The following is a 13,170-nucleotide window of genomic DNA, read 5'->3' as shown; positions in this document are numbered from 1 at the left end:
GTCCACTCTAGCCGCTGCCCTGCCAGGGGAATGCTACTTAAAGCTGGCTCCCACCAGGCCACGCGTTGCTGCAACGAGCTTCATGGGATCAGCGGAGCCTGCCGGCGGAATGTAGACCGCAACGGATTCGGCAAAGTTCAGGACCATGCCCGTCGTGGTTTCCTTGCCTCCGGCAAAGACTGCGGAATCATCCTCCAACAACAGCTTGTCACCGGCAGCCTTCGGCGTGCCTTCGAAAGCGAAGTCCAGTCGCCCAACCACCAGTGCACCGCCGTCGGCCGTACGCAACACCACAGTCTGATTGGTGACCGGGGTGTGGGTGAACTTGAAGTTGGCGCTGGTGCCGTTCTTCACGGTGTCTGCCTGGTAGGCCAACGCACCGGCGATGTAAGGCGAGGACTGCCCATCGGCGAGCTTGCTCCGGTTAGGCGAATCGGGGTTCGTCAACATCTCGCCGAGGATGCCCAAGGCCTCGTTACCGCTGTACGCAAGGCCGGTTTTGTCACTGGCAGGAACGGGTTGGGTTCCTTCACGGGGTACGGGGAAGGACGGGAAGTTGGTTCCCGGCTGCAGCGGAGCGGTGCCCCACAGCTTGTAGTTTTCACGCGGGGACAGTTGAACCAGCGTCAGGACCTGCGGCACAACGTTTCCGTCGCCCTGGGTGAGGGCGAAGACTGTGCGGGGCCAGTCACGCTTGGTGCTGATAACGCTGCTCTGCAGCTTGGTGGCACGAACCGGCATACGCGGTTCGTAGGCGGACACTGTAGACCGGATCTTGTAATTCGCGGTCCGGACCTGGAGTTCCATCTTGTCCACCCGGGGAGCAAGCTTGGCTGCGTCCTTTGCGGCATCGGCTGCGTCAACGGTACTGGCAACCTGCTCCAGAATGCGCTGCAACTGGGATTCCAGCATGACCGGCGTGCCGCCGTCCGCGGCTGCCGGGGCTGAACTGGCAGAAGGCTGGGGCGTGGTGGTGGCCTGCGCGGCGACGGCCGTTCCGCCCACCATGACAGCAGCCAACGCTGCCGCTACTGCCGTCACCCGCAATGCGGGGCCTTCTTTTTTGGTCTCACCGACCGGCGTCGTGTCGTCCGCGGGCGACTGCACCGGCAGCGACGTTGTTTCATCAGCGTTCCCCGGGCCGTCATCTTCGCCATCCCTGCGGCGGTTACTGAGGGCCTTGGCAATGAATGGAAGGGCAGCGCCAATCAGGATAATGATGATGCCCAGGACGATCAGCGGCACGGCCCAGGGGGTCGTGGCGTTGTTCGGGAAAGTCATGGAAATCGACGACGGCGCGGGCTTGGTTCCGTCGCTGGCTACCAGGAGGGACCACTCGCCATCAGCCGGCGGGTTCCAGGTGTAGTCAAGTTCGCCGCTGCCATCTTCAGTGCTGACCCAAAGGTCGGATCCTGCGGGAGAAGGCGCGGTGGCCTCACCGTCGGCAGAGGAAACCTCCAGGGACTTCTGGTCGGCCGACACACCCGTCAGGGTGGTGTGGGCAGTCTTGCCAACCCAGGCGTTGACGTCGTCCGGGCGCCCGGTAGCAACCGTGAAGTTGCCTTCGCCCTGGATCTTGATCTTCACCGGCCCGTCGTGGAGTGCGATCAACTTCTGGTCGATCACGGTCAGCGGGGCAGCTTTGGTATCACTGGGTACCGAAGCCGTCACAGTCTCGGAGGGAGCCCAAAAAGTCAGCTGGCCAATGCCGGCCAGCATCGTCAGCAGGCCCAGCAGCACCAGCAAGGCTGCAGTCTTCAAACGCACAGGATCACCTATCATCAGCGGTCGTTGAACTTCAAGGGTAACCGTTTTGTTATCAGAGAGTCAGATCGGGCCGACGGCGGCATAGCCCCTTTAAGCGCGGGATGGCGCCGCTGCAGCGCGATTACACGGTCCTGATAGTGTGGCGATGATCATGAACACAGGACCTTCCTGCGTGCCGGTCAGCCCCGTACCACCAATGAAAAGGCAGCTAAACCGCGTGAAAGAACCGTTGGAGCCCCGTCCCGCCAATGAGCCCGGGTCAAGTGCGGTGGAGGCCACGTCAGACGGAACCGCCGCGACCGTTCCTGTCCGCACCGGACGGCTTGCCGCCATCAGCCGGAGACTGAGGCAGCCGATCCCGGGCGCACGTACGCGCGTCCGCTTCGAAATGCCTCCCGAGGAAGAGGGCACCGATGTCCGCGCGGACTACCGTCCCGAGGACGATCATGGCTTCGGATCACCCGGCCCCCGGATGTCGTCCCAGCACCCGCTGTACGTAGGTTTCATGGGCACCGCCGGAGTCGGCGTTGCCCTTGCAGTGTTCTACATCGCAAGCAACACCACGCAGCTCATTCTGTGGATCGTTGCGGCCCTATTCATTGCGCTCGGACTTGACCCCGTGGTCCGTTGGCTGGAGGGCCGCAAGGTCCCCCGCCCCGCCGGTATCCTGATTTCCGTTTCCGTGCTGGTGCTGGCGGTAGCCGGTTTCTTCGCCACCTTGATCCCTACGATTGTCGAGCAGGTTTCGGAAATCGTGCGCCAGGCCCCGGACTGGATCCGCGGCTTCCTCGACTCGGACTTCTTCCGGACCGCGGACAGCCAGTTCGGTGTCCGGGAGCGGATCACCACGGAACTGGATAAGTTCGTCAAGGACCCTGAGACCATGGGCGGAATCTTTGGCGGCGTGGTCGGCTTCGGTTCCACCGTGGCCAACGGGCTGTTCGGTTCCTTGATCGTGCTCGTCCTGAGCCTGTACTTCCTGGCAGCCTTGCCGTCCATGAAGAAATGGGCGTACCGCCTGGCTCCCCGTTCCCGCCGGCCCAGGGTCCAGGCTTTGTCGGAGGCCATCACTGATTCCGTGGGCAACTACGTGATCGGCCAGGCCTGCGTCGCCCTCCTCAACGCGATCTTCGCGTTCATCGTGATGACGATCCTCGGCGTCCCGTTCAGCGTGCTCCTCGCGTTCGTCGTGTTGCTGCTCGCGTTCATTCCACTGGTGGGAGGTCTGATCGCCGCCGTCGTGGTCATCCTCGTTGCACTCACGGCCGGATGGCAGACCGCCGTCGTCTATGCCATCGCCTACTTCGCGTACCTGCAGTTCGAGGCCTACTTCATCTCCCCCCGCATCATGCAACGCGCGGTCGCGGTTCCTGGCGCCGTTGCCGTGATTTCCGTGATCGCCGGCGGCAGCCTGCTCGGGGTGCTCGGCGCGCTGATCGCCATCCCAACGGCTGCGGCCATCATGCTTCTGATTAAGGAAGTCTTTATCGTCCGCCAAGACCGGCACTGACCTTCCGCTGTTTTAGTACAGAGAATGCCCCTAAACCCTCGGGTTTAGGGGCATTTTCTGCATAGACATCCAGTCAGGCGCTGGCGACCGGGTCGGCCGCTTGCGACCAGGTCAGGCGCTGGCAACCGGCCCCGCCCACTGGCGCGGCAGGCCGTCCACTCCGGCACCCGCGGGAGTGACGTCGTCGACAATTTCATCCAGGACGCGCGCCGCGTACTTCTCGCCCACCCAGAGGTGCTTGGCACCGTCGACGCCGACCAACCGGGCCTGCGGAACCAGGCTGAAGCGCTGCGCTGCCTCGGCAGGTTGCAGATAGTCATCGTGCTCGGGCACCAGGACCGTCAGCGGCTTCCCGGAAGACGCCCACTCTTTGAGGTGGACGTCATTGGCACGATGCAGCGGGGGCGACAACAGCACAGCCCCCTGGATCTGGGAAGCGACCGGCTCCACCGCGCCGTACATCAGGGCGAGTTCGGTACCAAAGGACCACCCCACCAGCCAGCGGTTCGGCAGGCCACGATCCACGGCAAACCGCACCGCCGCTTCGACGTCGTAGCGCTCACCGATGCCTTCCTCGAACTCTCCGTCGCTTGTCCCCCGCGGCGACTGCGTGCCACGGGTGTTGAACCGCAGCACTGCAACGCCGGCCAACGCCGGAAGCCTGTAGGACGCCTTGCGGTAAACATGCGAGTCCATGAACCCACCGTGCGTCGGCAACGGATGCAGGGTGATCAAGGTAGCGGTGATTTCACCGGATTCGGGAAGCGCGAGTTCCCCGCGCAGGACTTTGCCGTCCTCGGTGGTGAACTCGATATTTTCGCGCCGGGCAGGCAGGACCGTTGAAGCGCGGATCTCGGATGGCGCGTCCTGTGGCGTGAAAACAAGCGAGGCGGGATCGAAAGTCATGCGTCCAAGCCTATTCGAATCAGCGGTAGCGGTAAGTCCGCGACGTCCAGCAGTTGGTGTGCCAGTGACGGCGTTCGGCCAGGCCGGCCGCCTGTCCGAACAAATGGCTGTCAGACCACACCACCAGATGGGCGATGCCCGGCAGGATCGCCGTGGAGCAACCCGGGCAGATGTATTCCTTCTCTGCCTTCTTGGCCGTCATGGTCCGCACCATCCAGTCCCCGTCAGGTGCGCTCTCGCGCCGCGCAATGCCGCTGCGGGCGCGCTCCAGGTCAAGTTCGGGCACCGGCTCAGTCCACTTGCCGCCGTTGCCTCCCGAGCGTGAACCGGACGCGTTGCGACGGGGGCGGTTGGAGCGGGGCATGGTTCCATTCTGCCCCAGCCACCGGGTCCCAGGCGGTATTGTGGGGCGGGTGCGACTCGTCATAGCCCGTTGTTCTGTTGATTACGTTGGCCGCCTTAAGGCCCATCTCCCCCTCGCTACCCGGCTGCTGCTGGTCAAGGCGGACGGCTCAGTGCTGGTGCACTCGGACGGCGGTTCCTACAAACCGCTGAACTGGATGAGCCCTCCCGCCACGCTCCGGGTGACGTCACCCGAAGAGACCGAGGTTGAAGAAGGCGTGGTGGAGCAGTGGACCGTTCAATCAGCCAAAACCGACGACCGCCTCATCATCAATATCTACGAGCAACTCCACGACACGTCCCATGAGCTCGGAACCGACCCCGGCCTGATCAAGGACGGCGTGGAAGCGGACCTCCAGAGGCTGCTTGCCGAGCAGATCGAAACCCTCGGAACGGGCTACTCCCTGATTCGCCGCGAGTACTTCACCGCCATCGGCCCCGTGGACATCCTGGCCAGGGACGCCAACGGAGCCACGGTTGCCATCGAGCTCAAACGGCGCGGCGACATCGACGGCGTCGAGCAGTTGACCCGTTATCTTGAACTGCTCAACCGCGATCCCCTGCTGGCACCCGTGCGCGGTATTTTCGCCGCCCAACAAATCAAGCCGCAGGCCAAAGTCCTTGCCAACGACCGCGGTATCGACTGCGTCACGTTGGATTATGACGCGATGCGCGGCGTGGATGACAGCGAATCCCGCCTCTTCTGATCCCCTCCCTTCGGGGGACTGTGCGTTGGGCCACTAGAATCGAAACCATGACTTCCGCCACTTCTTCCGCGCCGAGCCATCAGATCATCAAAGGAACGCTTGTCAGCGACGGCGAGGTGGTGGAAGACGGCCTTCTTGCCATCGACGGCGACAGGATCGCCTATGCGGGTCCTGCCGGGGGTTTCGATCCCGAGGCCTATGAGGGCTTCCAGAGCGCTGTCCGACTTGGCGTTCCCAGCGGCAGCTACCTCATTCCTGGCCTTGTCGATGTGCACTGCCACGGCGGAAACGGTGGAGATTTCCCGGGAGGCGATGAGGCGTCGGCACGTAAAGCCGTGGACTTCCTGCACCGCTCCGGTACCACCACTTTCCTCGCCAGCATGGTCACGGCACCCCGGGAAGACCTGCTTCGTGGCATAGAACTGTACGTGAAGCTGGTGAACGAGGGGCTCGTTGCCGGCATCCACCTCGAAGGCCCTTTCCTCTCCCATGCCCGCTGTGGCGCCCAAAATCCCGAATTCCTGCTGGAGCCTGACCTCGAACTCATGGCTGAGCTGGTCGGCGCCGCTGATGGCAAGCTCGCCACCATGACCTACGCCCCCGAGCTTCCCGAGGCCGGAGCGCTGGTGGACCTGATGACGTCCCACGGCGTCACACCGTCGCTGGGACACACCGACTGTGACGACGCCACTGCGGCGGCGTCGCTGGCTGCGGCCCGGGAGGGGCTTGAGCTGGCAGGGTTCGACGGCGTCAGCTCACTTCCCACGGTGACGCACCTTTTCAACGGTATGCCACCCCTCCATCACCGCTCACCCGGCCCTGTCGCCGCCTGCCTGCGCATGGCCCAGTCAGGCAAGGCCGTCGTCGAGCTCATCGCGGACGGCACCCACCTCGATCCAGGCACTGTGGCGACCGTTTTCCAACTGGTAGGTGCCGCCAACATTGTCCTTATAACTGATTCCATGGCGGCAGCCGGCCTCTCGGATGGAAACTACATGCTCGGGCCGTCGCCCGTGACCGTCAGCGGCGGAGTAGCAACACTGGATGCGACCGGATCCATTGCGGGAGGCACCGCAACCCTTCTTGAAGTGGTCCGCAAAACGGTGGCAGCCGGCGTCGCACTTCCTGACGCCCTCTGTTCGGCAACAGCGGTCCCCGCCGCAGTCCTGGGGCTATCCGATGAAATTGGCGGGCTGCGCCGCGGATTGCGGGCCGACGTGGTTGTCACCAATGCGGACCTGGAACTCACCGGCGTCCTTCGAAACGGACAGTGGTTGCACCAGTAATGACGGCATATGAATTCGGGTGTCGGCGTTACCTTCTTTTTACCGAAAATTTTCCCGAATTGCCCAAAAGACCGTTGACCTCCGGCAGGCCGCATGAAAGTGTTGTAGCAGTCTTTGTGTAGGTGGTTTTCATGCTCGCAAGACGAGTTGCGAGCGTGAAGCTCCTGCGAAACCAGCCGGGCCAGGCCTGGCGGGAATCCATGGTCTTCTCGCGGAGTAACAAAGCCGGTACGAGGTGTATCGGACTGCTTTTCCATAATGAGGAGAAATACATGGCACTGGGAACCGTCAAGTGGTTCAACGCTGAAAAGGGCTTCGGCTTCATCACCCCGGATGACTCGGATGGGGACGTTTTCGTTCACTACTCCGAGATCCAGACCGGTGGCTTCAAGACCCTCGATGAGAACCAGCGCGTTCAGTTCGAGATCGGCCAGGGCGCCAAGGGCCCCCAGGCAACCGGCGTTACCGTCGTCTAGCATTACCTGTTGAATTCTGCTTCCGGCAGGAACAACACCGTTGGCCCCGGCTTACCAGCCGGGGCCAACGCATTTAAGAAAAGCCTCCACCAATAGGCGTTGACAATTCAACCAACCAATGTTCGAAGAAGCCTTGCAGAATGTCGTACCGACAATCCCGGCAGATACGCGCGACTCAACGCACGTCCCATTGCGGGAAGGTGCAGCGGGTCTTGGTAATACATGTACAAGGACCGGTACTCAGGTTGGAATCGTGACTTAAAGGATGCCAATGACCGGAATCCATAAACCGGTTCCAGCGCCTGGCCCACGGCGTCGAGAATTCCGGCAAGTCCTTTCGCCTGCTGCTCGATTTCACCCTTGTCACTGGCAAGCGGGGAGCCCGACAACGAGATAACTTCCACCGAGTCCCGCAGATGCAGGACGGCCGAGGCTATGAGGAACTCCATCACTCCGGGAAAGGCATCACCGCGCCGCCGCATGAAGTCCAGCGTCCAGCTCACAATCTTTCCGTCCTGGTGCACCGGAAGCCAACTGGTCACCCCGTAGACATAACCCGCCTCGTCCACGGCCACGCAGCACAGAACGTCGTCGTCCTCGAGCTCGTCCAAGCCACCGAGCGTGAAGCCCATCTCGGGAATCTTCTTCTGTGCAGCCCATTCTTCGGAAACCTCGCTGACCTGGGCGCGGACGCCGAGCGGCAGCTCCGAATAGCGGCCCCAACTGGCTGTGATGCCACGTTTTGCTGCGCGGTTGAGGGACGTCCGGACGTTCTGCCACTCCTTGCCCCGGAACTCCAGGTCCCTGATCCGGAGACGGGTTTCCTGTGCCACCGCGACCCTGCGAAAACCCTTGGACTGCAGCATGGGCCATAACTCATCGGTGCAGGAGTAGAAGCACGGGATCAGGGCGTGCTGGGAACAGAACTCAAGGAATCCCTCAGCCGTAGCTACGTGGTTCTCCGCGGCGCCAAGGGGACCGGCGAGCGTCAGGGCCACGTGACCGTGTTGCTGATAGGCAACTCCCCCGGTGCCATCTGCCGTGAACCAGTACTTGTTTGGCTCCCACAGCGCCATCCATGACAACGAATCGCCGCCTTGGATGGCCAACATCCGGGCCTTCTGGCGTGATTGGTGGTCCAAGCCTCCAGCCAGGTGCCCACGGACCAGGAGGACCCAGACCCCCGCCAGCGCGACGAGCCAAAAGACCGTGCCGGAGTAGGAAAAAAGGAAGACCTCAAGGACGTCACGGTCGGCAAAAACCTTCCGGTAGACCCCCGGCAGTGGGACCGGGAGGTACTGGCGGGCAAGCTCAGCTGCCAAGCCAAGCAGTCCACCGTCGCGGTCCATCCCGCCCGACGCCAGCCAAACCGTTGTGTAAGCGATGATGAGCGCACCACCGGTCAGCCCCACCCACCAAAAAACCCTCCGGCGAAGCCGCTCTGAGGACCCCACCCTGAAGTGCCCCCGGTATACGAACATCAGAAGCGCAAGCACCAGGGGAACAAGTACCAACGGAATCAGGTGCACCACGGCCGAGTTCAGCATCCCAACGTGAGGACGCCCCTGCGCCCGAGGCATTCCGGCGAAGAGGGCCAGGTAGATTGCTGACAACGCGACCACTACCAGCTGCACTCCGATGGCAATCCCCAGGGCCAGCCGGCGGCCCCGCCGCATTCCGTCCGCGCAAATGAGCAGGAGCACAACCGGCACCACTGCCAGGGCCAGCCCGAAAGGTCCCGTATACGCTTGCCGTCCCGATTCAAGGCACGCGACGTCGATCGTTCCGCCACAGCTGGTTTCCAACTGGCTCAGGGTGGGCAAAGGATTCAGGATGACATCACGCAGCAGGGACAGCGGTCCAGAGGGGCTCTTCGCTACAGCCGTCACGATTGGCCCCACGGCGAAGATCGCCATGGTCAAGGAAAGCAGGTTGCGCACTTCCCTGCCCGTGGACCGGTAGAGATGAAGATGCCCCTGGCTACTCTGCATCCACCACCCGGCGGCGAGCCCAATCAGCGCACCGAGGAACCCCACGACCGTCTCTGCGTGGCCAACGTACAGCAGCAGGAGCAATGAAATGGATAGCGTCACCGTCCGCAGGCGTCGCTGCCACAGGGTGGGAAGAAGCGCACTCGCTGCCATGGCCGTAGCCAGGATGGCGCCGTAAGGACCAATCAACCGGGTGTCGGCCATGCGCGACAACCAGCCGTCGTCAGCTTGGCGGGCAATTTGGGTGACCAGCAAGAACGCGGAAACGCAGGCGAACTGGCCGCCCAAAAAAACCCCTGCCGTCTTGAGTGGTCCGAAGCGCCGTTCGGCCAAACCAAGCAGGAAGAGCATCATGAGAATGGCTGTGACGTAGGCGAGGGGGTTGGTGGTGAAGAAGAGGGAGGTCCAGATGGACCACCACTCCCCAGCCTTGAGCCCAGCCAGTGAAACACCGGCCACTGGAAGCCACGGCTCCGGCGGGCCCGTCAACAGGCTTCCGGACGCTAGGGAGAGCACAACAAAAAGCATCAGCGCAAAGAGAGTGAAAGGTGTGGAACGCAGGTGCCTGCCCGCTTGCCTGATCGCTGGCATCACCATACGGCTCAGGGCGAGGCTCACTGCGGGATTCCCCACCGCTTGGCAAGGAATCCGAGCGCACCCGGCATCCCTTCGATGACGGCGTCCCAGGAGTGTCCGGCACGGGCAATGGACTGCTCATGGGTGTCGAATCCCGAGTTCCGCGCCGCGTCTGCCAGTTCATGCATGGACGCGGTGAACTCGTGGTCGGCTTCACCGGAAACCAGATACACCCCGCTGCCGGAATACCTGCGTTCAGCCATCAGAACCAACGGCGTCCTGGACTCGAAAGCTTCAACATCCCCGCCGAACGAGTCGGCAATCGTCTTGCCTCGGTCCTTGGCAAGGGCCGGCTCACGCTCGGCGGAGAAGGCAACAACGGAAGGAAACAGGTTCGGGTGCAGGGTTCCCATTTGCAGGGCGCAGGTGCCACCGAAAGAGAATCCGCCAACTGCCCACTGCCTGTGGTCAGTGGAGACGTCCAAAGTGCTGCTGATCCAGGCTGGCACGTCTTGGGACAGGTACGTGTCGGCGTGAGCGATGTTGCTGTCCATGCACATGGTGTTTGCGTTGGCCGACCCATTGGGATCCACCACTACCGTCACGGGCGCCAATCCCCCGTGGTCCTCGGCGAAGCGGTCCAGGAGCGCCCGGAGCCGCCCGCCACTCAGCCAGTCGGTAGGACCACCGGGCTGTCCCGCATAAAGAATGAGAACAGGCAGACTGGGCCGCGGCGTCGACAAGTAGGCAGGCGGAAGATAAATGTAAGCGTCCCGGGCATCGAAGCCTGAAGCCGTACCGGGAATGTGGGCTTTGCGGAGGACTCCGCCTCCAGGCAGGGAATCAGGAGCTTTCCATGCACTCAGCGACGGGCCGGGCACACTGCCCGCTGACCGTTGGAGACTTGGCTCCAGCGGCTGTATCCGCGCCACGGCCGTGCCTAGCAAATCGGCCACAGTCTTGTTGAGTCCAAAGTAAAGATTTACCTGGGCAACGCACAGGAGAACCACGCCCAACATCGCCACACAACCCAGCAAGCGACTTTTGGCGCCGTTTCGTGGAAGGCGCGCAATACTCAGGAGCAGGGCTGTGACTGCAATGACAGACCAGACCAACGTCTCAAATGGCAGGTTCTCCGAGAACGATGCCATGAGGTCAATCAGGATCCAATGGACCAGGGCCACTACACCTACGGACAGGAGAAGGCAGGCCAGGACTACGACAGGCCAGGACCGCTGGCGGCGCCACAGCAGGTACAAGCCCCCAACAGCCCCGAATCCGACGCAGAACCACATGAAGGGCCCATCAACCAGGCTGACATCCGAAAGGAAGTCCATGTCGCCTATCGCCAGGTTCCCACGCCGATGACCGGACCGGCCTCCAGCCAGGACGAAAGTCCTGCATAGGCATCAAAGTTCATGGCAAGCATGAACTTGGTGCCTTCATACTGCAGTTCGACGACCACGACGCCGGGTTGAACCCTCACGAGTTCGTCCTCAGTCGGCTGGCGCCGCCCGAGCAGCTCCAGTGAGCTGCGGGTGAACTTGTACTTGGGAATCACACTGAGCGACATTAAGCGGAACCACTCAAGCTCATTGTCCTGATAACGACAAACCCCCATCTGCCAGCTGTTTCCAGCCATGCAAATGGAGGCGTCTACCGTGCCGAGGGCACGCCGCAGATTGAAGCGGCGCACCCCCAGAAGGCACAGTGAAATGATCAGCAACGTAAACGCTGTTGCCAGGGCGATGAACGGAAAAAGGGAATCGTCCATCAAGGTCGTGCTATCGGATCCCCGCTGTAGCCGCTTCGCCCAGTTTGGCGTTGTCAGCAACAATGACCACGCGATCGTTGTCCACGGAGAAGAATCCACCGTCAACAACTACAGCGATCCGGTCACCGGAAACCGGCTGGATTGCCAGCTCGCCCTCGGCCAGGATGGCCAGAAGGGGCGAGTGGCCCGGCAGGATTCCGATTTCACCATCGCTGGTGCGGGCCTTCACCATCTTGGCCGCCCCGGACCACACGAAGTGGTCCGCTGCGACAATCTCAACCTCGAGCTCAGCCATACTACTTGGTCTGTTCCTGGATCTTGGCCCAGTTGCGCTCGACATCATCCAGGCCGCCGACGTTGAAGAACGCCTGCTCTGCGATGTGGTCCAGCTCGCCGTCGCAGATAGCGGTGAAGCCTTCAACAGTGTCCTTGATGGACACGGTGGAGCCTTCGACGCCGGTGAACTGCTTGGCGGTGTAGGTGTTCTGGGAGAGGAACTGCTGGATACGACGTGCACGCGACACGACGATCTTGTCCTCTTCGGACAGTTCGTCAACACCAAGGATGGCGATGATGTCCTGGAGTTCCTTGTTCTTCTGCAGGATCTGCTTAACACGGACAGCCGTGTTGTAGTGGTCCTTACCGATGTACTGGGGGTCCAGGATGCGGGAGGTCGACGTCAGCGGGTCAACGGCCGGGTACAGACCACGGGATGCGATTTCACGGGAAAGTTCCGTGGTCGCGTCGAGGTGTGCGAAGGTCGTTGCCGGAGCCGGGTCGGTGTAGTCATCAGCGGGCACGTAGATGGCCTGCATCGACGTGATGGAGTGACCCTTGGTGGAGGTGATGCGCTCCTGGAGCAGACCCATCTCATCAGCAAGGTTCGGCTGGTAACCCACAGCGGACGGCATGCGGCCGAGCAGCGTGGAAACTTCCGAACCTGCCTGCGTGAAGCGGAAGATGTTGTCAATGAAGAGCAGCACGTCCTGGTTCTGGACATCGCGGAAGTACTCCGCCATGGTCAGGGCGGACAGGGCCACGCGCAGACGCGTTCCCGGCGGCTCATCCATCTGGCCGAATACAAGGGCGGTGTCCTTAAGAACGCCTGCCTCTTCCATTTCAACCCAGAGGTCGTTACCTTCACGGGTACGCTCGCCGACACCGGCGAAAACGGAAGTACCACCGAAGTTGCGGGCAACACGTGTGATCATTTCCTGGATCAGAACGGTCTTGCCGACGCCGGCGCCACCGAACAGACCGATCTTTCCACCCTTGATGTACGGGGTGAGAAGGTCGATGACCTTGATGCCGGTCTCGAGCATCTCCGTGGAGCCCTCGAGGGAAGCGAAGGACGGAGCCTTGCGGTGGATCGGCCAGTAAGCGTCAGCCTTGATCTCGGACTCTTCAACGTCGAGGGGCTTGCCCAACACGTTGAAGATGTGGCCCTTGACGCCGTCGCCAACAGGAACGGAGATCGGAGCGCCGGAGTCCTGCACGGTGGTACCGCGGACAAGTCCGTCGGTAGCCTGCAGGGAGATGGCGCGAACGAGGTTGTCACCCAGGTGCTGGGAGGTCTCGAACGTGATGGTCTTGGTCTGCCCATTGAGGGTGATCTCAGTGGTCAGAGCGTTGTAAATCGACGGGATTGCGTCAGCCGGGAATTCGACGTCGACAACCGGACCAATAACACGGGCAATGCGGCCGGTGGCACCGGCCGTTGCTACGTGTTCGGTAGCAGTGGCAGTCATCTCTCTCACTTCACTCAGTAGATGGCG

General features: G+C 62.1%; 12 protein-coding genes. 4 read left to right on the top strand and 8 right to left on the bottom strand.

All coding sequences use genetic code 11. From position 1 onward, the window contains the following. Positions 1 to 33 precede the first annotated feature (33 nt). Complete coding sequence (locus tag ABHM97_RS08875) at positions 34 to 1,782, bottom strand: DUF8094 domain-containing protein (protein WP_349470358.1); 1,749 nt, start codon at positions 1,780 to 1,782, stop codon at positions 34 to 36. Positions 1,783 to 1,984: 202 nt separating this feature from the next. On the opposite strand from ABHM97_RS08875, the gene ABHM97_RS08870 reads away from it, so the two are divergent. After that, positions 1,985 to 3,277: an AI-2E family transporter gene (locus tag ABHM97_RS08870; RefSeq protein ID WP_349470356.1), complete on the top strand. Its 1,293-nt coding sequence runs from the start codon at positions 1,985 to 1,987 to the stop codon at positions 3,275 to 3,277. 111 nt (positions 3,278 to 3,388) lie between these two features. Here ABHM97_RS08870 and ABHM97_RS08865 read toward each other — a convergent pair whose 3' ends face one another. Beyond that, on the bottom strand, positions 3,389 to 4,183 hold the full coding sequence (locus ABHM97_RS08865; protein ID WP_349470355.1) for an alpha/beta hydrolase: 795 nt from the start codon (positions 4,181 to 4,183) through the stop codon (positions 3,389 to 3,391). Positions 4,184 to 4,202: 19 nt separating this feature from the next. Further along, entirely contained in the window at positions 4,203 to 4,547 is a 345-nt protein-coding gene (locus ABHM97_RS08860; protein WP_349470354.1) for an Rv1322 family protein, read from the bottom strand. Between the two features lie 49 nt (positions 4,548 to 4,596). Between ABHM97_RS08860 and nucS the strand changes: the two genes are divergently transcribed. From nucS to ABHM97_RS08845, 3 genes are all read left to right on the top strand, one after another. Further along, positions 4,597 to 5,292 (top strand): endonuclease NucS, encoded by a 696-nt coding sequence (gene nucS / locus ABHM97_RS08855; RefSeq protein ID WP_235521599.1) that lies wholly within the window; start codon positions 4,597 to 4,599, stop codon positions 5,290 to 5,292. 47 nt (positions 5,293 to 5,339) lie between these two features. Continuing rightward, complete coding sequence (locus ABHM97_RS08850; RefSeq protein WP_349470353.1) at positions 5,340 to 6,578, top strand: N-acetylglucosamine-6-phosphate deacetylase; 1,239 nt, start codon at positions 5,340 to 5,342, stop codon at positions 6,576 to 6,578. A 272-nt stretch (positions 6,579 to 6,850) separates the two neighbouring features. Further along, positions 6,851 to 7,054, top strand: a complete 204-nt coding sequence (locus tag ABHM97_RS08845) for a cold-shock protein (RefSeq protein WP_018776337.1) — start codon at positions 6,851 to 6,853, stop codon at positions 7,052 to 7,054. Between the two features lie 107 nt (positions 7,055 to 7,161). Here the strand turns inward: ABHM97_RS08845 and ABHM97_RS08840 are convergent, their stop codons facing one another. Genes ABHM97_RS08840 through atpD form a run of 5 tightly spaced genes read right to left on the bottom strand, consistent with a single transcriptional unit; the run spans position 7,162 to position 13,143 of the window. Next, the gene (locus ABHM97_RS08840; RefSeq protein ID WP_349470352.1) at positions 7,162 to 9,678 is read right to left on the bottom strand and encodes a phosphatidylglycerol lysyltransferase domain-containing protein; all 2,517 of its coding nucleotides are present in this window, start codon (positions 9,676 to 9,678) and stop codon (positions 7,162 to 7,164) included. Further along, entirely contained in the window at positions 9,660 to 10,958 is a 1,299-nt protein-coding gene (locus ABHM97_RS08835) for an alpha/beta hydrolase (protein WP_349470351.1), read from the bottom strand. Before ABHM97_RS08835 ends, ABHM97_RS08840 begins: the two co-directional genes overlap by 19 nt. A gap of 5 nt (positions 10,959 to 10,963) precedes the next feature. Beyond that, positions 10,964 to 11,395 carry a DUF2550 domain-containing protein gene (locus ABHM97_RS08830; protein ID WP_235521603.1) on the bottom strand — a complete coding sequence of 144 codons (432 nt, stop codon included), beginning with the start codon at positions 11,393 to 11,395 and terminating at the stop codon, positions 10,964 to 10,966. A gap of 10 nt (positions 11,396 to 11,405) precedes the next feature. Then, complete coding sequence (locus ABHM97_RS08825; RefSeq protein ID WP_026540143.1) at positions 11,406 to 11,690, bottom strand: F0F1 ATP synthase subunit epsilon; 285 nt, start codon at positions 11,688 to 11,690, stop codon at positions 11,406 to 11,408. A gap of 1 nt (position 11,691) precedes the next feature. Then, positions 11,692 to 13,143 carry a F0F1 ATP synthase subunit beta gene (gene atpD, locus ABHM97_RS08820; RefSeq protein ID WP_014922173.1) on the bottom strand — a complete coding sequence of 484 codons (1,452 nt, stop codon included), beginning with the start codon at positions 13,141 to 13,143 and terminating at the stop codon, positions 11,692 to 11,694. Positions 13,144 to 13,170: the final 27 nt, after the last annotated feature.

It is taken from the genome of Paenarthrobacter sp. CAP02 (assembly GCF_040137855.1).
GTDB lineage: Bacteria > Actinomycetota > Actinomycetes > Actinomycetales > Micrococcaceae > Arthrobacter.
The sequence above is the reverse complement of the archived record's forward strand: the minus strand, read 5'-3'. Positions and strand labels throughout refer to the sequence as shown.

Excerpts from the sequence above, each read along its gene's own strand:
- ABHM97_RS08875 (WP_349470358.1), bottom strand. The coding sequence starts at position 1,782 with ATGATAGGTGATCCTGTGCGTTTGAAGACTGCAGCCTTGCTGGTGCTG.
- ABHM97_RS08865 (WP_349470355.1), bottom strand. The coding sequence starts at position 4,183 with ATGACTTTCGATCCCGCCTCGCTTGTTTTCACGCCACAGGACGCGCCA.
- ABHM97_RS08860 (WP_349470354.1), bottom strand. The coding sequence starts at position 4,547 with ATGCCCCGCTCCAACCGCCCCCGTCGCAACGCGTCCGGTTCACGCTCG.
- ABHM97_RS08850 (WP_349470353.1), top strand. The coding sequence starts at position 5,340 with ATGACTTCCGCCACTTCTTCCGCGCCGAGCCATCAGATCATCAAAGGA.
- ABHM97_RS08845 (WP_018776337.1), top strand. The coding sequence starts at position 6,851 with ATGGCACTGGGAACCGTCAAGTGGTTCAACGCTGAAAAGGGCTTCGGC.
- ABHM97_RS08835 (WP_349470351.1), bottom strand. The coding sequence starts at position 10,958 with ATGGACTTCCTTTCGGATGTCAGCCTGGTTGATGGGCCCTTCATGTGG.
- ABHM97_RS08830 (WP_235521603.1), bottom strand. The coding sequence starts at position 11,395 with ATGGACGATTCCCTTTTTCCGTTCATCGCCCTGGCAACAGCGTTTACG.
- ABHM97_RS08825 (WP_026540143.1), bottom strand. The coding sequence starts at position 11,690 with ATGGCTGAGCTCGAGGTTGAGATTGTCGCAGCGGACCACTTCGTGTGG.
- atpD (WP_014922173.1), bottom strand. The coding sequence starts at position 13,143 with ATGACTGCCACTGCTACCGAACACGTAGCAACGGCCGGTGCCACCGGC.